General features: G+C 59.9%; 21 protein-coding genes and 1 pseudogene. 15 read left to right on the top strand and 7 right to left on the bottom strand.

From position 1 onward, the window contains the following. Positions 1-353: 353 nt before the first annotated feature. Positions 354-1,573, bottom strand: a pseudogene (locus CD58_RS28135) (CaiB/BaiF CoA transferase family protein). Between the two features lie 12 nt (positions 1,574-1,585). Then, complete coding sequence (locus tag CD58_RS28140; protein WP_025216186.1) at positions 1,586-2,767, bottom strand: acyl-CoA dehydrogenase; 1,182 nt, start codon at positions 2,765-2,767, stop codon at positions 1,586-1,588. Between the two features lie 156 nt (positions 2,768-2,923). Here CD58_RS28140 and CD58_RS28145 point away from each other — a divergent pair, with 156 nt between their 5' ends. The 10 genes from CD58_RS28145 (at position 2,924) to CD58_RS28190 (ending at position 12,741) form a co-directional block, all read left to right on the top strand. Next, positions 2,924-3,820 carry a LysR family transcriptional regulator gene (locus CD58_RS28145; protein WP_025216187.1) on the top strand — a complete coding sequence of 299 codons (897 nt, stop codon included), beginning with the start codon at positions 2,924-2,926 and terminating at the stop codon, positions 3,818-3,820. Positions 3,821-4,254: 434 nt separating this feature from the next. After that, positions 4,255-5,376 carry a Re/Si-specific NAD(P)(+) transhydrogenase subunit alpha gene (locus CD58_RS28150; protein ID WP_025216188.1) on the top strand — a complete coding sequence of 374 codons (1,122 nt, stop codon included), beginning with the start codon at positions 4,255-4,257 and terminating at the stop codon, positions 5,374-5,376. Between the two features lie 15 nt (positions 5,377-5,391). Continuing rightward, positions 5,392-5,715, top strand: coding sequence for an NAD(P) transhydrogenase subunit alpha (locus CD58_RS28155; protein ID WP_003187010.1), 324 nt, complete (start codon positions 5,392-5,394; stop codon positions 5,713-5,715). After that, positions 5,715-7,151 carry an NAD(P)(+) transhydrogenase (Re/Si-specific) subunit beta gene (locus tag CD58_RS28160; RefSeq protein WP_025216189.1) on the top strand — a complete coding sequence of 479 codons (1,437 nt, stop codon included), beginning with the start codon at positions 5,715-5,717 and terminating at the stop codon, positions 7,149-7,151. Before CD58_RS28155 ends, CD58_RS28160 begins: the two co-directional genes overlap by 1 nt. A 198-nt stretch (positions 7,152-7,349) precedes the next feature. Continuing rightward, a complete protein-coding gene (locus CD58_RS28165; protein WP_025216190.1) occupies positions 7,350-8,843 on the top strand; it encodes an acetyl-CoA hydrolase/transferase family protein in 1,494 nt (497 codons plus the stop codon). 317 nt (positions 8,844-9,160) lie between these two features. Further along, positions 9,161-9,376, top strand: coding sequence for a DUF1127 domain-containing protein (locus CD58_RS28170; protein WP_003187014.1), 216 nt, complete (start codon positions 9,161-9,163; stop codon positions 9,374-9,376). A gap of 327 nt (positions 9,377-9,703) precedes the next feature. Next, a complete protein-coding gene (locus CD58_RS28175; RefSeq protein ID WP_025216191.1) occupies positions 9,704-10,021 on the top strand; it encodes a DUF2388 domain-containing protein in 318 nt (105 codons plus the stop codon). Between the two features lie 106 nt (positions 10,022-10,127). Further along, positions 10,128-10,436 (top strand): DUF2388 domain-containing protein, encoded by a 309-nt coding sequence (locus CD58_RS28180; RefSeq protein WP_025216192.1) that lies wholly within the window; start codon positions 10,128-10,130, stop codon positions 10,434-10,436. Between the two features lie 26 nt (positions 10,437-10,462). Continuing rightward, positions 10,463-10,783 (top strand): DUF2388 domain-containing protein, encoded by a 321-nt coding sequence (locus tag CD58_RS28185; RefSeq protein WP_025216193.1) that lies wholly within the window; start codon positions 10,463-10,465, stop codon positions 10,781-10,783. After that, positions 10,780-12,741 (top strand): DUF4105 domain-containing protein, encoded by a 1,962-nt coding sequence (locus CD58_RS28190; protein WP_025216194.1) that lies wholly within the window; start codon positions 10,780-10,782, stop codon positions 12,739-12,741. The genes CD58_RS28185 and CD58_RS28190 overlap by 4 nt, the downstream gene beginning before the upstream one ends. Before the next feature lie 131 nt (positions 12,742-12,872). On the opposite strand, the gene CD58_RS28195 is transcribed toward CD58_RS28190, so the two are convergent. The 3 genes from CD58_RS28195 to CD58_RS28205 form a co-directional block, all read right to left on the bottom strand. Next, entirely contained in the window at positions 12,873-13,148 is a 276-nt protein-coding gene (locus CD58_RS28195; protein WP_025216195.1) for an HU family DNA-binding protein, read from the bottom strand. Positions 13,149-13,339: 191 nt separating this feature from the next. Then, positions 13,340-14,488: an NAD(P)/FAD-dependent oxidoreductase gene (locus CD58_RS28200; protein WP_025216196.1), complete on the bottom strand. Its 1,149-nt coding sequence runs from the start codon at positions 14,486-14,488 to the stop codon at positions 13,340-13,342. Between the two features lie 41 nt (positions 14,489-14,529). Then, complete coding sequence (locus CD58_RS28205) at positions 14,530-14,697, bottom strand: rubredoxin (RefSeq protein ID WP_003177199.1); 168 nt, start codon at positions 14,695-14,697, stop codon at positions 14,530-14,532. A gap of 192 nt (positions 14,698-14,889) precedes the next feature. Between CD58_RS28205 and CD58_RS28210 the strand changes: the two genes are divergently transcribed. Further along, positions 14,890-15,453 (top strand): chorismate--pyruvate lyase family protein, encoded by a 564-nt coding sequence (locus CD58_RS28210; RefSeq protein ID WP_025216197.1) that lies wholly within the window; start codon positions 14,890-14,892, stop codon positions 15,451-15,453. Then, positions 15,453-16,343 carry a 4-hydroxybenzoate octaprenyltransferase gene (gene ubiA / locus CD58_RS28215; protein ID WP_025216198.1) on the top strand — a complete coding sequence of 297 codons (891 nt, stop codon included), beginning with the start codon at positions 15,453-15,455 and terminating at the stop codon, positions 16,341-16,343. The genes CD58_RS28210 and ubiA overlap by 1 nt, the downstream gene beginning before the upstream one ends. A 160-nt stretch (positions 16,344-16,503) precedes the next feature. Here the strand turns inward: ubiA and CD58_RS28220 are convergent, their stop codons facing one another. Continuing rightward, the gene (locus CD58_RS28220) at positions 16,504-16,887 is read right to left on the bottom strand and encodes a hypothetical protein (RefSeq protein WP_025216199.1); all 384 of its coding nucleotides are present in this window, start codon (positions 16,885-16,887) and stop codon (positions 16,504-16,506) included. Positions 16,888-17,039: 152 nt separating this feature from the next. On the opposite strand from CD58_RS28220, the gene phoB reads away from it, so the two are divergent. From phoB to CD58_RS28235, 3 genes are all read left to right on the top strand, one after another. Continuing rightward, positions 17,040-17,729: a phosphate regulon transcriptional regulator PhoB gene (gene phoB, locus CD58_RS28225; protein ID WP_003177195.1), complete on the top strand. Its 690-nt coding sequence runs from the start codon at positions 17,040-17,042 to the stop codon at positions 17,727-17,729. An 80-nt stretch (positions 17,730-17,809) separates the two neighbouring features. Next, positions 17,810-19,096, top strand: coding sequence for a phosphate regulon sensor histidine kinase PhoR (gene phoR / locus CD58_RS28230; RefSeq protein ID WP_235195337.1), 1,287 nt, complete (start codon positions 17,810-17,812; stop codon positions 19,094-19,096). 123 nt (positions 19,097-19,219) lie between these two features. Beyond that, positions 19,220-20,560, top strand: coding sequence for a hemolysin family protein (locus tag CD58_RS28235; protein ID WP_025216201.1), 1,341 nt, complete (start codon positions 19,220-19,222; stop codon positions 20,558-20,560). 159 nt (positions 20,561-20,719) lie between these two features. Here the strand turns inward: CD58_RS28235 and CD58_RS28240 are convergent, their stop codons facing one another. Continuing rightward, positions 20,720-21,616 (bottom strand): peptidoglycan DD-metalloendopeptidase family protein, encoded by an 897-nt coding sequence (locus CD58_RS28240; RefSeq protein ID WP_025216202.1) that lies wholly within the window; start codon positions 21,614-21,616, stop codon positions 20,720-20,722. Between the last annotated feature and the right edge of the window lie 143 nt (positions 21,617-21,759).

Raw genomic sequence — 21,759 nt, forward strand, 5'->3', positions numbered from 1 at the left:
CTTGCGCTTCCGATCTCTCGTTAGCGGGAGGCGAATTCTACAGCGTTACTCGCTGCTGTCAACACCTCTTTTTCTCCGCTTTCGACCGAGAAGATCGAACCGTCGACAGGGCCAAACAACACCGCCCCATTGACTCCTTCCAGGCTTCGATGAACTGAAGCAGGCCGCTGTCGAAAACCGTATAACTCATTGAATCTCAAGGAGTTTTCCGTTTCGACTGCGCCGGAAGTGGGGCGAATTATAGACGTCCAGGATTTGCCGTCAACCCTTAATTTCGCTTTTCTATCAATAAGTTGCGCAACATTGGAAAACCGCGTTTTCTAAAAGCCCCTTTCTATATATAGAGGAGAGACTTAAAGAACCCCTGCTTCCCTGAGCACCGTCACCGCAGCCACATCTAACCCCAACACACGCTGCAGCACCTCCAGGGGTGCTCCCCCAATAAAGGAGGCGCACTGCGATACTCCACCGGCGTCTCGGACAGCCGAATAGGGTTGGCCACCTGGGGCACTTTACCTGCCAGCGCATGGGGCAACTCCATCGCCAGCCCACGAGCCTGCACCTGAGGGTCAGCAAACACCTGGGCCAGGTCGTTGATCGGCCCACAAGGCACCCCGGCCTGCTCCAACTGAGCCACCCACTCGGCAGTGGTCTTGAACACCGTCGCCTGGCGAATCAATGGAATCAAGGCCGCACGGTTCGCCACCCGCAACTTGTTTGTAGCGAAACGCGGATCATCAGCCCACTGCGGCTGGCCAGCTACCTCGGCGAATTTTCGAAACTGACCGTCGTTCCCCACAGTAAGGATGAAGTCACCGTCAGCCGTAGGAAAATCCTGATAGGGCACGATGTTCGGATGAGCATTGCCCAGTCGCTTCGGTGCATTGCCCGTGGTCAGGTAGTTCATCGCCTGATTGGCCAGGCAAGCGACTTGAACATCCAGCAAGGCCATATCGATATGCTGCCCACCACCCGCATGCTCGCGGTGCGCCAGTGCCGCCAGAATGGCAACCGTCGAATAAACACCCGTAAGGATATCCGTCAGCGCAACCCCGACCTTCACGGGCCCCGCCCCTTCATCACCTTCAGGCCGACCCGTAAGGCTCATCAAGCCCCCCAGCCCCTGAATCATGAAGTCATACCCGGCACGCTTGGCGTAAGGACCGGTCTGACCGAACCCGGTAATCGAGCAATAGATCAATTGCGGGTTGGCCGCCTTTAGCGATTCGTAGTCCAGACCATAGGCCGCCAACCCTCCCACCTTGAAGTTCTCGATCAGGATGTCGGACTTCGCCGCCAACTCCCGAACCAACCTCTGCCCCTCAGGACGTGTGAAATCGATGGTGACCGATTGCTTGTTGCGATTGGCCGATAAGTAATACGCCGCCTCGGTCGTATTCTCGCCATACGCATCCTTCAAGAAGGGCGGGCCCCAGGCGCGTGTATCGTCACCATTGCCAGGACGCTCGACCTTGATCACCTCAGCCCCTAGGTCAGCCAGGATCTGTCCAGCCCAAGGCCCAGCCAACACCCTCGATAAATCCAATACCCGCAGGTGCGAAAGCGCGCCCATACCGTCCTCCTATTAATAGAACGCCTGGATACCGGTTTGCGCACGCCCAAGAATGAGCGCATGAACGTCGTGCGTGCCCTCGTAGGTGTTCACCACTTCCAGGTTCACGAGATGACGAGCGATGCCGAACTCATCGGAGATACCGTTGCCGCCCAGCATGTCCCGGGCCATACGTGCGATATCCAAGGATTTGCCGCAGGAGTTGCGCTTCATGATCGAAGTAATTTCAACTGCGGCCGTGCCCTCATCTTTCATACGTCCCAGACGCAGGCATCCTTGCAAGGCGAGGGTGATTTCAGTCTGCATGTCGGCCAGTTTCTTCTGGATCAACTGAGTGGCAGCCAGAGGACGACCGAACTGCTGCCGGTCCAGCGTGTATTGGCGAGCGGTGTGCCAGCAGAACTCGGCGGCCCCCAGGGCGCCCCAGGAGATGCCGTAGCGCGCCGAGTTCAGGCAAGTAAACGGCCCCTTCAGGCCACGCACATCCGGGAAGATGTTTTCTTCCGGAACGAACACGTTGTCCATGACGATCTCGCCCGTGATCGAAGCACGCAGGCCGACCTTGCCATGAATGGCCGGCGCACTCAGGCCTTTCCAGCCCTTCTCGAGTACGAAGCCGCGGATATCACCCGCGTCGTCCTTGCCCCAGACGACAAATACATCGGCAATCGGACTGTTAGTGATCCACATCTTGCTGCCCGTCAGGCTGTAGCCGCCTTCCACCTTGCGCGCACGAGTAATCATCGCGCCTGGGTCGGAACCATGGTTCGGCTCGGTCAGACCAAAGCAGCCGATCCATTCACCGGAGGCCAGCTTCGGCAGGTATTTCTGTTTTTGCGCCTCGGTACCAAATTCATTGATCGGCACCATGACGAGCGAGGATTGCACGCTCATCATCGAGCGATAGCCGGAATCGACACGCTCCACTTCGCGGGCGATCAAGCCATAGCTGACATAGTTCAGCCCACTGCCGCCGTATTGTTCGGGGATGGTTGCTCCCAGCAGCCCCACCTCACCCATCTCACGGAAGATCGCCGGATCGGTTTTCTCATGACGGAACGCTTCCAGCACCCGCGGCGCGAGCTTCTGCTGGGCGAACTGCTCAGCAGTGTCGCGAATCATGCGTTCTTCTTCGGTGAGCTGCTGGTCCAGCAACAATGGATCGATCCAGTTGAAGCTCGCTTTACCGGCCATGAAAGAGTCCTCGCCAATTAAATGAAAATCGTGGATTGATCCTAGGCGCGGTTTCCTACAAGGGCAAACGAGGATTCGGCATAGTCTTGTGCTAATTTCTCACTCCGTAAACGTCATAAACCCCGTTTATGCCCATCTTCAGTGAGGCTTGCGTATATGCGCCGTAAAATCCCCAGCACCGCCGCCCTGATCAGTTTTGAGGCCGCTGCACGCCACGAGAGCTTTACCAAGGCCGCGCAAGAGCTGTCTCTGACACAAGGGGCTATTTGCCGACAGATTGCCAGCCTGGAGGATTTCCTCAGCGTGGAGCTGTTCCGACGCTCGCGACGCGGAGTCAAACTGACCGAAGCGGGTCTTTCCTACAGCCGGCGGATTGCCACCCAACTCGACGCCGTGGAGCGCGATACGCTTTCGGTGATGGGACACACCGGCGCGAATGTGATCGAACTGGCGGTGGTTCCGACGTTTGGCACTCAATGGCTGTTACCACGCCTCAAGGATTTCCAGCAGCAGCATCCGGAGGTCACCGTAAACCTGACCAACCGCACGCGCCCCTTTCTTTTTGCGGATACGGAGTTTGACGCTGCCATCTATTTCGGTGATGCGGACTGGTCCGGTACCGAATCCCACAAGCTGATGGGCGAAAACCCAATGCCGGTGTGCAGCCCCGCCTTACTCGGCAACCAGAACAGCCTGACAGCGCAAGCCATCGCCGAACTGCCCTTGCTGCAACAAACCACGCGCCCGTATGCCTGGCGCCAATGGTTCAGCTCGCAGAACCTGAACATTGCACGCGACCTGACAGGCCCGCGTTATGAACTATTCTCCATGCTTGCCCAAGCGGCCATGCACGACATGGGGGTTGCGTTGATCCCGCCCTTTTTGATTCAGCGCGAGCTGGCAGAGAAACGACTGGTCGTTGCCAACCGCAACGCACTGTCGAGTATCAAGGCCTACTACCTGATGATTCCCGAGCGAAAAGTGGAATCCGCCTCTCTTCGGGCTTTTCGTGACTGGCTTGTGAGACAAGCAATGGATTATCACCTTGATTAATAAGGAAAAATCTATAACCAACTTAGGTAGTCAACTAAGCAAAGTCGCTACAGATATAACTATATGTCGCATTCAGTCATTCTGTTATGAAGTCAGTACAGTAGTCTCTAAAGCGTTTAAATACATGGCTTTGAGCCACATCGCGCAGCGCATCACGGCTTATTCATCTGGCCGATGGGAAAAATTGTCAATTTAAGCCTGAACCCTTGAAAAGCACGGCCCACATGGGATGCCGATCAATAATTGCGACATTCGGTCACAGGGTGACTTGTAGTTAATTTTCCGTCACCCGTCATAATCCCTTGAAGGGCTGAATTTTCGCCTGCAAAATGCCGCGCCCCGCCTGGTTTGGCGGGATCGTGCTGATCGGCCGCCCCAACCGCACCATCCGAAGTGCCTGGGTTTACTCAATAAGATCACGCAGGAGATTTGACGTGCACATTGGTGTTCCCCTCGAAACCCAAACGGGTGAAACACGGGTTGCTGCTACCCCGGAAACCATCAAGAAACTGATCGGCCAAGGCCATAAAGTCACTGTTCAAAGCGGCGCCGGCATCAAGGCCAGCGTTATCGACAGTGCTTATGAAGCGGCGGGCGCAACCATTGGCAGCGCCAGTGAAGCGTTCGGCGCCGAACTGATCCTCAAGGTGGTCGCCCCCAGCGACAGCGAACTGACGTTGATCAAGAGCGGCACCGTGCTGGTAGGCATGCTCAACCCGTTCAACAACGAAACTATCGCCAAGCTGGCCGAATGTGGGATTACCGCTTTCGCCCTTGAGGCCGCGCCACGTACCTCCCGCGCCCAGAGCCTGGATGTGCTGTCGTCTCAAGCGAACATCGCCGGCTATAAAGCTGTGTTGCTCGCCGCTCACTACTATCCACGCTTCATGCCGATGCTGATGACCGCCGCGGGCACCGTGAAAGCGGCGCGCGTGCTGATTCTCGGTGCCGGCGTGGCCGGGCTGCAGGCGATTGCCACGGCCAAGCGCCTGGGCGCGGTGATCGAGGCTTCGGACGTGCGTCCGGCGGTGAAGGAGCAAATCGAATCCCTCGGCGCCAAGTTCGTCGATGTGCCTTATGAAACCGATGAAGAGCGTGAATGCGCCGTCGGCGTCGGCGGTTACGCCCGGCCCATGCCCGCCAGCTGGATGCAGCGTCAGGCCCAGGCTGTGCACGAACGCGCCAAACAGGCTGACATCGTCATCACCACGGCGTTGATTCCGGGCCGCAAGGCACCGACGTTGCTGAGCGCCGAAACCGTCGCGCAGATGAAACCCGGTTCGGTGGTCATCGACCTCGCGGCAGCCCAGGGCGGTAACTGCCCGCTGACCGTGGCTGATCAGGTCGTGGTCGAGAATGGCGTGACCATTTGCGGCCCGACCAACCTGGCCGGTGAAGTCGCGGCTGATGCTTCGGCGCTGTACGCCCGTAACCTGCTGGACTTCCTGAAGCTGGTCTTCACCAAGGAAGGTCAGTTCGACGTGAACCTGGAAGACGACATCGTCGCCGCGTGCCTGATGTGCCGCGACGGCCAAGTCATCCGTAAAAACGCCTAAGCAGGGATTCAGACAATGGAAGAGCTCATCTCCCCCGGTATCTACAACCTGATCATCTTCGTGCTGGCGATTTATGTCGGTTACCACGTGGTCTGGAACGTGACACCTGCACTGCACACGCCGTTGATGGCAGTGACCAACGCTATTTCGGCGATCGTGATCGTCGGCGCCATGCTCGCCGCCGCGCTGACCGTGACGCCGCTGGGCAAGACCATGGGTACCCTCGCCGTAGCCCTGGCCGCCGTAAACGTGTTCGGTGGCTTCCTGGTGACGCGCCGCATGCTTGAAATGTTCAAGAAAAAAGCCCCGAAAGCCGTAAAAGAAGAGGCGCCCAAGTAATGAGCATGAATCTGGTAACGACGCTCTACCTGATCGCGTCGATCTGCTTCATCCAGGCTCTCAAAGGCCTGTCGCACCCCACCACGTCACGCCGTGGCAACCTGTTCGGCATGCTCGGCATGGCGTTGGCGGTGCTCACTACCGTGGGCCTCATCTATAAGCTGGGCGCTGAGCTGGCGACAGCTGGCATCGGCTACGTCATCGTCGGCCTGCTGGTTGGCGGTACCGCCGGTTCGATCATGGCCAAGCGTGTCGAGATGACCAAGATGCCTGAGCTGGTGGCGTTCATGCACAGCATGATCGGCCTCGCAGCGGTATTCATTGCCATCGCCGCCGTCGTCGAGCCGCAGTCCCTGGGTATCGTCAAGCAGTTGGGTGATTCGATCCCGGCGGGTAACCGCCTGGAGCTGTTCCTCGGCGCAGCCATCGGTGCCATCACCTTCTCCGGTTCGGTGATCGCGTTCGGCAAGCTCTCGGGCAAGTACAAGTTCCGCCTGTTCCAAGGCGCACCGGTACAGTTTGGCGGCCAGCACAAGCTCAACCTGATCCTGGGCCTTGCCACGCTGGGCCTGGGCCTGATGTTCATGTTCACCGGCAACCTCGGCGCGTTCGCCTTGATGCTGGCCCTGGCCTTTGTGCTGGGCGTGCTGATCATCATCCCAATCGGCGGCGCGGACATGCCGGTGGTGGTGTCGATGCTCAACAGTTATTCCGGTTGGGCCGCAGCGGGTATCGGCTTCTCGCTGAACAACTCGATGCTGATTATTGCCGGTTCGCTGGTAGGTTCGAGCGGTGCGATCCTGTCGTACATCATGTGCAAGGCGATGAACCGTTCGTTCTTCAACGTGTTGCTCGGCGGTTTCGGCAACACAGCAGATGCTGCTGGCCCGGCAGGCTCCAAAGAAGCCCGTCCGGTGAAGTCCGGCTCGGCAGACGATGCAACCTTCCTGCTGACCAACGCCGACACGGTGATCATCGTGCCGGGCTATGGCCTTGCGGTGGCCCGCGCGCAACACGCACTGAAAGAGCTGACCGAGAAATTGACCCATCGCGGCGTGACCGTTAAATACGCGATCCACCCGGTAGCAGGTCGCATGCCCGGACACATGAACGTGCTGCTGGCCGAAGCTGAAGTGCCTTACGACCAGGTGTTCGAGATGGAAGACATCAACTCCGAGTTCGGTCAGGCCGATGTGGTGCTGGTGCTCGGCGCCAACGACGTGGTGAACCCGGCGGCGAAGAACGATCCGAAATCGCCGATTGCCGGCATGCCGATCCTCGAGGCCTTCAAGGCCAAGACCATCATCGTCAACAAGCGCTCGATGGCCAGCGGCTATGCCGGTCTGGACAACGAGCTGTTCTATCTCGACAAGACCATGATGGTGTTCGGTGACGCCAAGAAGGTCATCGAAGACATGGTCAAAGCAGTGGAGTAATTCCACCTGCTTCACCACTAACGCCCCGACTTGTCGGGGCGTTTTGATTTGTATCAAGGGCCAACGTTACCGATCCGGTAATAATGTTTTGCCTGAAACGCCCGTAATAGACGCCCAAAATGCGACTTTTGTAGCGGGTCGGGCACAGCGCGAATTCACTAGACTGCGCATCCTGCATCCAGCCCGAGATAACCTCCCATGTACCGTGACCGCATCCGCTTGCCTTCGTTGTTGGATAAAGTGATGAGCGCTGCCGAAGCAGCCTTGTTGATTCAGGACGGCATGACCGTCGGCATGAGCGGCTTTACCCGCGCCGGTGAAGCGAAAGCGGTCCCCCACGCCCTGGCCGAGCGCGCCAAGGTCACTCCGCTGAAAATCAGCCTGATGACCGGCGCAAGTCTGGGTAACGATCTGGACAAGGAGCTCACCGAAGCCGGCGTGCTGGCACGACGCATGCCCTTCCAGGTCGACAGCACGCTGCGCAAGGCGATCAACGCAGGCGAGGTGATGTTCATTGACCAGCATCTCTCGGAAACCGTCGAGCAAATGCGCAACGCCCAACTCAAGCTGCCCGACATTGCGGTGATCGAAGCGGTGGCCATCACCGAACAGGGGCATATCGTGCCGACCACTTCGGTCGGCAATTCGGCTAGCTTTGCCATCTTCGCCAAACAGGTGATCGTTGAAATCAACCTGGCGCACAACCCGAACCTGGAAGGGTTGCACGACATCTATATCCCCACCTATCGACCGACCCGTACACCGATCCCCCTGGTGAAAGTCGACGACCGCATCGGCAGTTCCGCGATCCCGATCCCAGCGGAAAAAATAGCCGCTATCGTCATCACCAACCAAGCCGACTCGCCTTCGACCGTTTTGCCTCCGGACAGCGATACACAGGCTATCGCCGATCATTTAATCGATTTTTTCAAGCAGGAAGTCGCGGCCGGGCGCATGACCAACAAGCTCGGGCCATTGCAGGCCGGCATCGGCAATATCGCCAACGCCGTGATGTGCGGGCTGATCGACTCTCCGTTCGAAGACCTGACCATGTACTCCGAGGTGCTACAGGACTCCACATTCGATCTGATCGACGCCGGCAAACTGAGCTTTGCTTCGGGCAGCTCCATCACGTTGTCAGGTCGACGCAATGCCGATGTCTTTGGACATCTGGAAAAGTACAAAGACAAACTGGTCCTGCGCCCGCAGGAGATCTCCAACCACCCTGAAGTGGTGCGTCGCCTGGGCATCATTGCCATCAACACGGCGCTGGAGTTCGACCTGTATGGCAACGTCAACTCCACCCATGTCTGTGGTACGCGGATGATGAATGGCATCGGTGGCTCGGGGGATTTCGCCCGGAATGCGCACTTGGCGATTTTCGTCACCAAGTCGATCGCCAAAGGCGGCGCGATTTCCAGCGTCGTGCCGATGGTCAGCCATGTGGATCATACCGAGCACGATGTCGACATTCTGGTGACCGAGATCGGCCTAGCCGACCTGCGAGGTCTGGCACCGCGGGAGCGGGCGCGGGTCGTCATCGATAACTGCGTACACCCATCCTATCGCCAGGCCTTGAATGAATATTTTGAAGCGGCTTGCCTCTTGGGTGGACATACCCCGCACATCCTGCGCGATGCACTGAGTTGGCACCTGAACCTGGAAGAAACCGGACGCATGTTGGCGGTTTGATACAGCGGGATCACCGCTACGGCAAAACAGTTTTGATCGGACGCTGCCATTCGAATCCTAATCGACAAAAACTGTACTGCTGTACCGGTGTTTTCTTACAGTCTTTTCCCACGAAACAGAGCCAAAGACCTAAAAACGCACTATTACAGTGCAGACAAGTACAGTTGCATCAAAATCGACCAGTACACCGCCTTTTAACAGTTAACTGGTCTCTCACAATACAGGTGAACTGTATCTACAGAGACTGGCCAAACGAGAGGAATATGGGCACCAGTAAACCACTACCTAATCCCGCCATAAGCGGAAGGATGTTCACCATGGAACGTACACTCAGTTCCGAGCTGTTTTTCGAAGACAAAGCTGAAAAAAACCAGGCTTCCCTGCCTCTTCGCGTTATTGCTAACCTGATGTTGTGGCAGCGCCGCATCGCCAGCCGTCACCAACTGGCTCGTCTGGATTCGCGCCTGCTGGCTGATGCCGGTATCAGCGAAGCACAACGCTACGAAGAGCTGAGCAAGCCGTTCTGGCGCTAACTCAGCGTCGCTGGCCCTGACCCACCGGGTCCACCGCCAGCACCGAATTGAACAAACAAAACCCGTCGTGGGTAACCACGACGGGTTTTGTCGTTTCCGGGCCTGGCTTTTATACCAGCAGCTAGAAAATAACAGTTTAAACAATGTAGAAAATTGACCAGTACAGTTTCCTCTCAGCGCCTCTATAAATGGCGTCCGGGCATTCCGAGGCTGTCAGCAGACGCGTTCTGACCTAATATCGAACCGAACGTGGCGAAGCGAGTCGAGCATGCGTCTCCTCTTCCTGCTACACGCACCAGCCTCCCTTCTCTATTAAGGAGTTTCATCATGATCCGTCTTCGTCTGCTCAGCGCTGCCGCCTTGCTGGCAGTAGCCGCTCAATCCAATGCCAGCAGCTTTATCGTCACCACCGACTCCATAGTGGGTGCACTCAAGGCCACGTCCGATGCCACCTCCGATGCAACCTCGTCGCTGCGGGACAATAAAATCGTCCAGGCCGCCCGTGATGACGCCGCCAGCTTCGTGGCCAGCGAAGGCGCCATCCGTGGTGTGAAACTGGAAAGCGCCCTGGATTACATCCGCCAGCAAGCGCCGCAGCTCAACGCCACCGACGCGCAACTGGCCCAGGCCATTCTGGTTATCTGATCCAACATGAAACATCGGCCCGCCAATGGTGTTCCGATGTTTCAGCGCTGGCTCTGGGCCGGGAGTTTGCGCTAGCCTTCGGACTCGCCATCAAACGTCGAGTCCCATGCGTTTTTACTCAAATCTGTTCATCGCATCTTTCTTTAGCGTTTTTTGCTGGTCCGTTCCGGCCTATGCCTTCGATGTGTCCACCCAGCAAGTGGTGGTCAGCGGCTATGCCACGAGCATGGTGACCTCCGCACCCTTCGACCATAAACTGATCGTCGCCGCTCACGATGACGCTGCGGCATTTATCGCCAGTGACGGGCAGTTGCGAGGGGCACAACTGGAGTCGGCCCTGGATTACCTACGCCGGACCCAACCAAAACTTCACGTCAGCGACCTTGAACTGGCACAAGCAATTCTCGTCCAATAGTTATCTTTATTCTCCGGAGTCGTTCCATGCGTAGCCCGCTGATTGCTGCCACCCTAGGCCTGCTGTTGTTGGCCGATGTGGCCCAGGCACATACCCTGGTAGCCACCAGTAACATCATCGTCCGTGCCTCCCAGCGCACGATCGATTTCACATCCGACACCACCACGTCCATCCGTGATTCGAAAATCGTTCGTGAAGCCCATGACGATGCGGCCAGTTTTGTCGCCAGCAATGGTGAAATTCGTGGCGCTCATCTCGAGGCCGCTTTCGACACCTTGCGCACTCGCGTGCCGGAAGCGCGCGACGCCAGTGACCAGGTACTCGCCGAAGCCATCCTCGCATTGTGAGGCGGCTCGCCGCCTGGCTGACGGCCTGGGCGTTGCTGCTCATGGGCAGCAACGCCCAGGCCGGCCTGCAACTACACCTCAACGGCGACGGCTTGAGCCCGGCGCAACAGCAGGCCAGCCAGGCACTACTCGATGAAGCCCTGCGGGCCCTGCCGCCGCGCTTCATCGAGCGGCTGGACCGGCGCATCGATGTCGGCTGGACCGACCAGATGCCCGCCAACGCCTACGGCCAAGCCTCGCTGGTGTCGCAGCTGGACCTCAATCGCAATCTGCTCGACAGCCTCACCGACGGCAGCGCCGCCACGCAAAAGACCCGTCGTCCCCACGGCACGGTGCGGCGGGAAATGCTCGCCACGGTCCTGCATGAACTGACCCACATTTATGACCGCTCGCGCCTATGGCCGGACGCCGAACGCGCACTGATCCAGCGTTGTACCCGACGCAACAGCAGCGCCGGCCTGATCGGCCTTCCGGATGAATGCCGAGGTCAGAACGACCGCCGCTTTACTCTCAGCGATGATCCACGTTTGCTGGACCTCGCCGGCTGGCCACAATACGTCGGCCGTCGCGGTGAACGGGAACAGCACAACCGCCAGGTCGCCCGCAGCCCGGACATCTACGAGACGAGCAGCCCCAAGGAGTTTGTCGCGGTCAACATGGAGTACTTTCTCCTGGACCCCAGCTACGCCTGCCGGCGGCCCGCACTGTATCGCTATTATCAGGAACACTTCGGCTGGGCACCTGCCGCCAAGGATACCTGCGCCAAGTCATTCGCCTTTCTCAACGCGGGTAACGACTTCGCCAAGACGCCCCTGGGCAAGGTCGATCCGGAACGCGTCTATGCCGTCGATTATCTGCTGGCCGAAGCCAACCAGAATTGGGTCAGCCGCTGGGGCCATAGCATGCTGCGGCTGGTGATCTGCGCGCCAGGTCGCCCGCGAGGCCCGGATTGTCGATTGGATCTGGATCAACACCTGGTGCTGTCGTATCGCGCCTTCGTGGGCGATGTGCAGTTGTCGAGCTGGGACGGGCTGGTGGGAAAATACCCGTCGCGCCTGTTCGTACTGCCGTTGGCCCAGGTGATTGATGAGTACACCAAGACCGAACTGCGCAGCCTGGCGTCAGTGCCGCTGAACTTGTCGCGGACCGAAATCGAGGAAACCGTCGAGCACGCGGCCGAAATGCACTGGAGCTACGACGGCAACTACTACTTCCTGTCCAACAACTGCGCGGTGGAAAGCTTGAAGCTGCTGCGCAGCGGCAGCAATAACCAGCAGCTCAAGGGCCTGGACAGCATCATGCCCAACGGCTTGCTGGAAGTGCTCAAGGGGCGGGGCCTGGCCGATACCAGCGTACTCGATGATCCCAAGGAAGCCTTGCGACTGGGCTACCGCTTCGACTCATTCCGCGATCGGTATCAGGCCATGTTCAACGTGCTGAAGAAGTACCTGCCGATCAAGCAACAAACGGTGGAAGACTGGCTGGCCCTGGACGCCGCCGAACGCCGCGTCTGGTTCGAACAAGCCGACCTGCGCACTAGCGCAGCGTTGCTGCTGCTGGAGCAGGCCAGTTATCGCCGGCAGTTGCTGCTGGCTCAAGATGAAGTCAAGCAGCGCTACCTCGGTGCCCGTGAATTGCAGAATGGCGGCATGGAAAGAGCCAACGCGACGCTGCAGCAGATTCTCGCCAACAGCGGTTTCCTGAGCCGTCCCGCGGAATTGCTGGGCAGTAGCGGTTACGGGCTGCCGCAACCTAGCGAGTGGCAACGACTGGAGTCGGAAAGCAGCTTGCGTCAGAAACAGCTTCAAACGCTGACGGGTGACCTGGATAAGGAAGTCCGGGCCTTGCTGGAGCCGAGCCGCGCGGCTGAAATTGCCGCAAGTGAAGCCAACGTCAAAGAGATCGGCGAGCACCTGCGCAAACTGCACAAAGCGGGTGGAGGGCTGGAGTTGCCTTGAGGCACTGCGCCACAAAACCAGGCCGCAGGCATCAACCGCCAAGCGATTCATGCGCAATAAAAAAGGCACCCGACTCCATCGACGTGCCTTTTTTGTTACCGCTTTCCTCCTCTCTGAGGAGCTCGCAGCAATTACGGATTAACACTGTCCTTCAAAAACTTACCCGCCTTGAACGCAACCGTGTTGCTAGCCTTGATTTTCACAGGCTCGCCGGTTTGTGGGTTTTTGCCGGTGCGGGCGCCGCGGTGGCGCTGCAGGAAGGTGCCGAAGCCTACCAGGGTGACGCTGTCCTTGCGGTGCAGGGCGCCGGTGATTTCTTCGAGAACGGCGTTGAGCACGCGGTTGGCTTGTTCTTTGGTGAGGTCCGCTTTTTCCGCGATGGCGGCAGCGAGGTCTGGTTTACGCATGAATGAAGCCCCTTTGACGGTTTTTTTGTTGTTATGTCCGTGCTGTTCTCTTCGGAACAGCCCCTAAGGCGCCGCAGGCTCTACTCTGCGGCAGACGGGAGTGAGGATGGCACGGGGCCGCAGGCGGCGCCAGTGTCCCAACGACCTTTGTGGGACCAAAAGTAGGGTTTTTGCGACAGAACGACCAGTATTTACGCCAGCAGGGGAGGAAGTTCTTTGTTCAGCGCCAGTTTTTCCATCACCGCTGCCCCTGTCAGGGCATAACCCAGCAGGTTGCCTTGGGCGTCTCGGCACAGGGCCTTGATGTCGGCGCCCTGCCCTTCGACGCTCCACTGGCCTTCGCGACCCCGCGGCGGTGGCGAGACCACCAGCGGGCACACAGGAGTTTTTACGGTGATCGGCATGGCGCCGTAGCTCACGGCGGTCGGGTTGCCGGCCAGGGTTTGGGCCAGGGCGCGGGCGCAGCTCATCAGCGGCATGACGTACAGCAGGTTCAAGCCATCGACCTCGGCGCAATCGCCCAGGGCGTAGATGTTGGCGTGGGAGGTTTTCAGGTGGCGGTCGACCACCACGCCGCGATTGACCACCAGGCCAGCGGCGGCGGCCAGGTCGATGCGGGGGCGTAGGCCGATGGCCGAGACCACCAGGTCGCAGGCAATCACTTGGCCGTCGGACAGGTGGGCTTCCAACCCGTCGGCGACCCGTTGCAGGCGGTTGAGCACCGGCCCCAGGTGGAAGCGCGCGCCGAGGCTTTCCAGCCCGGCCTGCACCGCAGCGGCGGCGGCCGGGTGCAGCAGGGTCGGCATGACTTGCTCGCACGGCGCCACCAGTTGCACTTCGTAGCCGCCGAGGATGAGGTCGTTGGCGAATTCGCAGCCAATCAGGCCGGCGCCGAGCAGCAGCACCCGGCGCTTACCGGCAGCGGCGGCGCGAAAGCGTGCGTAGTCTTCCAGGTCGTTGATGGGGAAGATCAGCTCCGAGGCATCGCCCTGCACCGGTACGCGCACGGTTTCAGCGCCCCAAGCCAGGATCAGGTCGCGGTAGTTCACCGCTTCTTCGCCAATCCACAGCCGTTTGTGGCCCGGGTCGATACCACTGATGCGGGTATGGGTGCGCACTTCGGCCTTCAGTTGCTCGGCCATGGTCCCCGGCTCGGCCATGCTCAGGCCGTCGGCGTCCTTGTTTTTGCCAAAACCGGTGGAGAGCATCGGCTTGGAGTACGAGCGGCCGTCATCGGCGGTGATCAGCAGCAACGGGGTTTCGCTGTCGAGCTTGCGAAACTCCCGGGCCAGGTTGTAACCGGCAAGGCCAGTACCGACGATGATGACAGTTACGCTCATGCTGCTCTCCATGGGGTGCTTTCCATGCGTGTGGGAAACGATCAGTTGATTTCGATCATTTCGAAATCCATTTTGCCGACGCCGCAGTCCGGGCACAGCCAGTCTGCCGGGACGTCTTCCCAGCGAGTGCCGGGGGCGATGCCATCATCCGGCCAACCATCGGCTTCGTTGTAGATCAGGCCGCAGACGATACATTGCCACTTCTTCATTCAGGTACTTCCTCAGGTGTCAGGCGTTTGCCGGTATGGGGTCGCTCAAGGCTCTTTTCCGGCTCAGGGCGTTTTGTACTGATCGGTCGCCGCAGATGCAAGCATGATCGGCAGCGCGGCAGGCCGGCGCCGTCAAAATCGGCGACCGTCATGATAAGCTCGCGACCTCATTTGTTGCCTATCAAGACCCTCGTGCCGCAGACAAATTCGATATTTCCTACACTCCAATGGCTGCCCCGGCCCCTGCTGTCGCCACGCCCCGATGCCTGTGTGCTCGACTGGCTGTTTGACGAAGGCTCACTGACCCGACGCTTGACGCGCCTGTCGGACGACCACTTCAGCGTGACGCCGTTGTTCGAGGGCTGGCGGCCGTTGCGCGCCGACGAATGTACCGCGCTGGATCTGGCCGAAGGCAGCGAGGGCTGGGTGCGCGAGGTGTACTTGCGCGGCCACGGCCAGCCTTGGGTGTTTGCTCGCAGTGTGGCGGCGCGCAGCGCGTTGCAGGGCGATGGGTTGCAGATGGATGAGCTGGGCAGCCGTTCCCTGGGAGAGCTGCTGTTTTGCGACCAAGCGTTCCAGCGCCGGGCCATCGAGGTGTGCCATTACCCCGCGCCTTGGTTGCCGGACGAGGTTCGCGCCGCGCAACTATGGGGTCGCCGCTCGCGTTTCGATCGCGGTGCATTGAGCGTGCTGGTGGCGGAAATCTTCCTGCCGCGCTTGTGGACCGTCGCCCGCGCCTATTCGGAGAATTGCTGATGTACACGCAACTGCTCAAGTCCTTGAACCGCCTGAACCCGCGGGCCTGGGACTTCCTGCAACTGACCCGCATGGACAAGCCCATCGGTATTTACCTGCTGCTGTGGCCGACCCTGTGGGCCTTGTGGGTTGCCGGCGAAGGCTCACCGTCTCTGGCCAACATCGTGATTTTTGTCCTCGGCGTGGTGCTGACCCGCGCCGGCGGTTGTGTAATCAACGATTGGGCCGACCGCAAGGTGGACGGCCACGTCAAACGTACCGAACAACGCCCGCTGGTGAGCGGCAAGATCAGTTCGAAAGAGGCGCTGGTGTTCTTTGCGGTGCTGATGGGCGTGAGTTTCCTGCTGGTACTGTGCACCAATGCCCCAACCATTTTGCTGTCCCTTGGCGGGCTGGCGCTGGCGTTCAGTTACCCGTTCATGAAGCGCTATACCTACTACCCGCAAGTGGTGCTGGGCGCGGCGTTTTCCTGGGGTATGCCGATGGCGTTCACCGCCGAAACCGGCCATCTGCCAGCGGCCGCATGGCTGTTGTATATCGCCAATTTGCTGTGGACGGTGGGCTACGACACCTATTACGCGATGACCGACCGGGACGATGACTTGAGGATCGGCGTGAAGTCCACGGCGATTCTGTTTGGCGATGCCGACCGGGTGATCATCCTGACACTGCAAGGCCTGGCCCTGGCTTGCCTGCTGCTGGCCGGGTCGAAGTTCCAACTGGGCGGCTGGTTCCACCTGGGGCTGGTGGCCGCTGCCGCGTGCTTTGCCTGGGAGTTCTGGTACACCCGCAGCAAGGACCGGATGCGTTGCTTCCAGGCGTTTTTGCACAACCATTGGGCCGGATTGGCGATTTTCGTCGGGATTGTGCTGGATTACGCGTTGCGTTGAGGCCGCTGACCCAGCACTGAGCTGGGATCAAGAAGAACCCTGTGGCGAGGGAGCTTGCTCCCGCTCGGTTGCGCAGCGACCGCAAGATCTTGGGGCCGCTGCGCAGCCCAGCGGGAGCAAGCTCCCTCGCCACAAGAGCACCCGCTCGGCGCCGTGCCCGTCAGTCGGGCTTGGCGACCTTCCAGGCGCCGTCCATTTTGCCGTCACCGGTCATGTCCCCGGCCTTTTTGTCCATGACAAAAGTGTACAGCGGCTTGCCGTTATAGGCCCACTGCTTCTTGCCGTCGTCACGGGTGATCACGGTCCATTCGCCCATGGACTTGTCGCTCTCTTTAGCCATGAGCGGCGGCCAGTTGGTCGCGCATTGGCCGTTGCACATCGACTTGGCGCCCGCGTCTTTGGCAAACGTGTAAAGCGTCATGCCTTGGTGATCGGTCAACATGCCGTCTTTTTCCATCGCCGGCTCAGCCGCAAATGCCCATGCCGGTAGCGCCAGTGCAGCCGTTACCGCCAGTGCCCGGATGGATTGGGTAAGGTAAGTCATGGAAACCTTCTTGTGTGGTTGTCAGGATTCGGACTAAAAAGCGTAGCCCAGGATCCCCTTCGCTGCCGACTCACGAAATAACTGTCACACGACTGCAATAATTCCGTTATCTAATGCGGCGCAAGACAGTTAAATGACAAGAGGATTACCCCATGGTTGGCAGGAGCATTCTGATCGTCGATGACGAGGCGCCCATTCGCGAGATGATTGCCGTTGCGTTGGAGATGGCCGGCTATGACTGCATGGAAGCAGAAAACTCTCAACAGGCCCATGCCATCATCGTCGACCGCAAGCCCGACCTGATTCTGCTGGACTGGATGCTGCCCGGCACGTCAGGCATCGAATTGGCGCGACGCCTCAAGCGCGATGAGCTGACCGGTGATATTCCGATCATCATGCTCACCGCCAAAGGTGAAGAGGACAACAAGATCCAGGGCCTGGAAGTGGGCGCCGACGATTACATCACCAAGCCGTTCTCCCCACGCGAGCTGGTGGCACGCCTGAAGGCCGTGCTGCGTCGCGCCGGGCCAACCGATGGCGAAGCGCCGATTGAAGTCGGCGGCCTGCTGCTGGACCCCATCAGCCACCGCGTGACCATCGACGGCAAACCCGCCGAGATGGGCCCGACCGAATACCGCCTGCTGCAATTTTTCATGACCCACCAAGAGCGCGCCTACACCCGCGGCCAGCTGCTGGACCAGGTCTGGGGCGGCAACGTCTATGTGGAAGAGCGCACCGTGGACGTGCACATCCGGCGCCTGCGCAAGGCCCTCGGCGATGCCTATGAGAATCTGGTACAAACCGTGCGCGGCACCGGTTATCGTTTTTCTACCAAGGCCTGATCCGAGCCCTTACCGCCCGACAAGCTGACAAGGACGCGCGTCACGTGAATCAAAACTGGCATGGCACCCTGATTCGCCACATGTTGTTGCTGGTGACCGGCTGTCTGGTGATCGGCTTGATCAGCGGCTACTACGGCTGGAGCCTGGCCGCGGGCCTGGCGCTTTACCTGGCCTGGACCCTCAAGCAATTGCTGCGCCTGCATGAATGGCTACGCCTGCACCAACCCGACGAAGCCCCGCCCGACGGCTATGGCCTGTGGGGTGAAGTGTTCGACAGCATTTACCACCTGCAGCGGCGCGACCAGCGCGTGCGCGGTCGGCTGCAAGCGGTGATCGACCGGGTCCAGGAGTCCACTGCGGCGCTGAAAGACGCCGTGATCATGCTCGACAGCGATGGCAACCTGGAATGGTGGAACCGCGCCGCCGAGACCCTGCTGGGCCTCAAGACGCCCCAGGACAGCGGCCAGCCGGTGACCAACCTGGTGCGTCATCCGCGCTTCAAGGAATATTTCGAGCAGGACAATTACGCCGAGCCCCTGGAGATTCCTTCGCCCACCAATGATCGGCTGCGCATCCAGCTGTACATCACCCGCTATGGCAATAACGAGCACTTGATGTTGGTGCGGGACGTCACGCGCATCCATCAGCTGGAGCAGATGCGCAAGGACTTCATCGCCAACGTTTCCCACGAACTGCGCACGCCGTTGACGGTGATCTGCGGTTACCTGGAAACCCTGCTCGACAACGTCGAGGAAGTGAACCCGCGCTGGAGCCGGGCCTTGCAGCAGATGCACCAGCAAAGCGGGCGCATGCAGACCCTGCTCAATGACTTGCTGCTGCTGGCGAAGCTGGAAGCCACCGATTATCCGTCGGACAACCAACCGGTGCCCATCGACGATCTGCTGCAAACCATCGCTGAAGATGCGCAGGAACTGTCCGGCGCCAAACAGCAGAGCATCACGCTGGAAGCCGATCCGGCCGTGCAACTCAAAGGCAGCGAAGCGGAACTGCGCAGTGCGTTTTCCAACCTGGTGTTCAACGCGGTCAAGTACACCCCCGAGCAGGGCCGGATCCGTGTGCGCTGGTGGGGCGATGAGCAAGGCGCGCACCTGAGCGTGCAGGATTCCGGCATCGGCATCGACAGCAAACACCTGCCACGCCTGACCGAACGCTTCTATCGCGTCGACTCCAGCCGCAACTCCAACACCGGCGGCACCGGGTTGGGCCTGGCGATCGTGAAACACGTTTTGTTACGTCATCGCGGACGCATGGAAATCAGCAGCGTGCCAGGCCACGGCAGCACGTTTACCTGCCATTTCGCCCCGGCGCAGGTGGTTCGCGCCCGTCTGGCCAGCCGTGCCGATTGATGCCAACCGGCACTCACCACTAGGCAACCGTCGAGTCAGCCGCTACATTGGCTGACTTGTGCCTGCCTTTTCAGGTACTCATTTCTAACCTTTACGAACATACGGAACCCGCAAAACTCCATCATGGACCCTTCCCCTGGCTTGTCCCTCGCAACACTCTTCGCCGAATTCGGCATGATTCTTTTTGCTCTGATCCTGGTTTTGCTCAACGGTTTTTTCGTTGCGGCCGAATTTGCCATGGTCAAGCTACGCTCGACCCGGGTCGAGGCCATCGCCGAACAGAACGGCTGGCGCGGGCATATCCTGCGTACCGTCCACAGCCAGCTCGACGCTTATCTGTCGGCCTGCCAGCTGGGTATCACCCTCGCCTCCCTGGGCTTGGGTTGGGTCGGTGAGCCGGCGTTCGCCCATGTCCTCGAACCGCTGCTGGGCGCGGTCGGCGTCGAGTCGCCGGAAGTGATCAAGGGCGTGTCGTTCTTCACGGCGTTTTTCATCATTTCATACCTGCACATCGTGGTCGGTGAGCTGGCGCCCAAATCCTGGGCGATCCGCAAGCCCGAACTGCTGTCGCTGTGGACCGCCGTGCCGTTGTACATGTTCTATTGGGCCATGTACCCGGCGATCTACCTGCTCAACGCCAGCGCCAACGCCATCCTGCGCATCGCCGGCCAAGGCGAGCCCGGCCCGCATCACGAGCATCACTACAGCCGTGAAGAACTCAAGCTGATCCTGCACTCCAGCCGTGGCCAGGACCCCAGCGACCAAGGCATGCGCGTATTGGCCTCGGCCGTGGAGATGGGCGAGCTGGAAGTGGTGGACTGGGCCAACTCCCGGGAAGACCTGGTGACGCTGGAGTTCAACGCGCCGCTCAAGGAAATCCTGGCGATGTTCCGTCGCCACAAGTTCAGCCGTTATCCGGTGTATGACAGCGAGCGCCAGGAGTTCGTCGGCCTGCTGCACATCAAGGACCTGCTGCTGGAACTGGCGGCCCTGGATCACATTCCCGAGTCGTTCAACCTGGCCGAACTGACCCGGCCGCTGGAGCGCGTATCTCGGCACATGCCGCTGTCGCAGTTGCTGGAGCAGTTCCGCAAGGGCGGCTCGCACTTCGCCTTGGTCGAGGAAGCCGATGGCAACATCATCGGCTACCTGACCATGGAAGACGTGCTGGAAGTGCTGGTGGGCGACATCCAGGACGAACATCGCAAGGCCGAGCGCGGCATCCTGGCCTACCAGCCGGGCAAGCTGCTGGTGCGCGGCGACACGCCACTGTTCAAGGTCGAGCGCCTGCTGGGGATAGACCTGGACCATATCGAAGCCGAAACCCTCGCCGGGCTGGTCTATGAAACCCTCAAGCGGGTACCGGAAGAGGAAGAAGTGCTGGAAGTCGAAGGCCTGCGGATCATCATCAAGAAGATGAAAGGGCCGAAGATCATTCTGGCGAAGGTGTTGATGCTCGATTGAGTATCGACCGGCCCCCAAGCCTGTTTAGGGCGGGGGACACGATCCCTGTGGCGAGGGAGCTTGCTCCCGCTCGGCTGCGAAGCAGTCGTCGCTTTTGGGGCCGCTTCGCGGCCCAGCGGGAGCAAGCTCCCTCGCCACAGGGGATCGGCGTGACCAGGACTATTGCTTGCCCAACGCAAAGTTGGGCAAGTCACCCACCGGTTGATTGAACTGGTAGGGAATCGACACCAGTCCCAACCCGGTATTGCGCTGCACCACGAAATGCAGGTGCGGGCCGGAGCTGTTGCCGGTGTTGCCGGACAGCGCCAATGGCGTACCCACCACGACTCGCTGCCCTTCCTGCACGCTCACCGAGCCCTTCTGCAAGTGCAGGTAGACGCCCATGGTCCCGTCATCGTGCAGCACCCGCACGAAGTTGCCTGAGGGGTCGTCCCCTCGGCCGGTCTGCTCATTTTCGGTCTTGATGACCACGCCGCCCCGCGCCGCAATAATGGGGGTGCCTTCAGGCATGGCAATGTCCATGGCGTAGCGGTTTTTCGGGCCATAGTGACTGTACTGGCCGTTGGCACCTTGGCTCAGCCGAAACGGCCCGCCACGCCACGGCAATGGGTAGCGATAGGCCTGTGCCGCGCCGGCAGGGTCGCCCAGGGAATATTCGAACCTTGGGGTATACGTCAGCGGCCTGCCAGGCTGCGTGGCCGTGAGCAGCGCCAGGCGCAGGTTGCTGCGCGCCGGCAGCACCCGACGAATCGGCCGGCTCGGCGCGCCGCTCACGTTCCTGAGCCCGGCGAAACTCAACTCGATTTCCACTGGCGCGTACAGGTCGTTGCGCACATAGACGGCGTCCGCACCTTTCTGCTTCTTGATGTCGAGAAACACCTGGCGCTCCAGGCGCTCGACCATGCGGTCGCGAAACACGAACACCTGGGCGCCTCGGCTGGGACGGTCGCTATAGGACACCACGCCATTGGCATCGGTGGATTTGTAGATCGTCATGGCCACGGCCGAGGTGGAGGCCAGGACAAGACCACAGGCAAACAGCAAGGGCTCGAGCATGGGCAAAGGTTCTGTCGAATGATGAAGGCCTGCACAGCAGCCTAGCAGCTGGAATGGACCCGCGTAGTCGACGGATGTTTCAAAATTGGATCAGCGATCGGTGTTGGATCTTATGGCCCCATCGCGAGCAAGCTCGCTCCCAC

Source organism: Pseudomonas brassicacearum (assembly GCF_000585995.1).
GTDB classification, from domain to species: Bacteria; Pseudomonadota; Gammaproteobacteria; order Pseudomonadales; family Pseudomonadaceae; genus Aquipseudomonas; species Aquipseudomonas brassicacearum_A.

Excerpts from the sequence above, each read along its gene's own strand:
- CD58_RS28170 (WP_003187014.1), top strand. The coding sequence starts at position 9,161 with ATGGAACGTACACTCAGTTCCGAGCTGTTTTTCGAAGACAAAGCTGAA.
- CD58_RS28200 (WP_025216196.1), bottom strand. The coding sequence starts at position 14,488 with ATGAGCGTAACTGTCATCATCGTCGGTACTGGCCTTGCCGGTTACAAC.
- CD58_RS28155 (WP_003187010.1), top strand. The coding sequence starts at position 5,392 with ATGGAAGAGCTCATCTCCCCCGGTATCTACAACCTGATCATCTTCGTG.
- CD58_RS28235 (WP_025216201.1), top strand. The coding sequence starts at position 19,220 with ATGGACCCTTCCCCTGGCTTGTCCCTCGCAACACTCTTCGCCGAATTC.
- CD58_RS28195 (WP_025216195.1), bottom strand. The coding sequence starts at position 13,148 with ATGCGTAAACCAGACCTCGCTGCCGCCATCGCGGAAAAAGCGGACCTC.
- CD58_RS28140 (WP_025216186.1), bottom strand. The coding sequence starts at position 2,767 with ATGGCCGGTAAAGCGAGCTTCAACTGGATCGATCCATTGTTGCTGGAC.
- CD58_RS28180 (WP_025216192.1), top strand. The coding sequence starts at position 10,128 with ATGCGTTTTTACTCAAATCTGTTCATCGCATCTTTCTTTAGCGTTTTT.
- CD58_RS28165 (WP_025216190.1), top strand. The coding sequence starts at position 7,350 with ATGTACCGTGACCGCATCCGCTTGCCTTCGTTGTTGGATAAAGTGATG.
- CD58_RS28145 (WP_025216187.1), top strand. The coding sequence starts at position 2,924 with ATGCGCCGTAAAATCCCCAGCACCGCCGCCCTGATCAGTTTTGAGGCC.
- CD58_RS28175 (WP_025216191.1), top strand. The coding sequence starts at position 9,704 with ATGATCCGTCTTCGTCTGCTCAGCGCTGCCGCCTTGCTGGCAGTAGCC.
- phoR (WP_235195337.1), top strand. The coding sequence starts at position 17,810 with ATGTTGTTGCTGGTGACCGGCTGTCTGGTGATCGGCTTGATCAGCGGC.
- CD58_RS28220 (WP_025216199.1), bottom strand. The coding sequence starts at position 16,887 with ATGACTTACCTTACCCAATCCATCCGGGCACTGGCGGTAACGGCTGCA.
- CD58_RS28240 (WP_025216202.1), bottom strand. The coding sequence starts at position 21,616 with ATGCTCGAGCCCTTGCTGTTTGCCTGTGGTCTTGTCCTGGCCTCCACC.
- phoB (WP_003177195.1), top strand. The coding sequence starts at position 17,040 with ATGGTTGGCAGGAGCATTCTGATCGTCGATGACGAGGCGCCCATTCGC.
- CD58_RS28185 (WP_025216193.1), top strand. The coding sequence starts at position 10,463 with ATGCGTAGCCCGCTGATTGCTGCCACCCTAGGCCTGCTGTTGTTGGCC.
- CD58_RS28205 (WP_003177199.1), bottom strand. The coding sequence starts at position 14,697 with ATGAAGAAGTGGCAATGTATCGTCTGCGGCCTGATCTACAACGAAGCC.
- CD58_RS28160 (WP_025216189.1), top strand. The coding sequence starts at position 5,715 with ATGAGCATGAATCTGGTAACGACGCTCTACCTGATCGCGTCGATCTGC.
- ubiA (WP_025216198.1), top strand. The coding sequence starts at position 15,453 with ATGTACACGCAACTGCTCAAGTCCTTGAACCGCCTGAACCCGCGGGCC.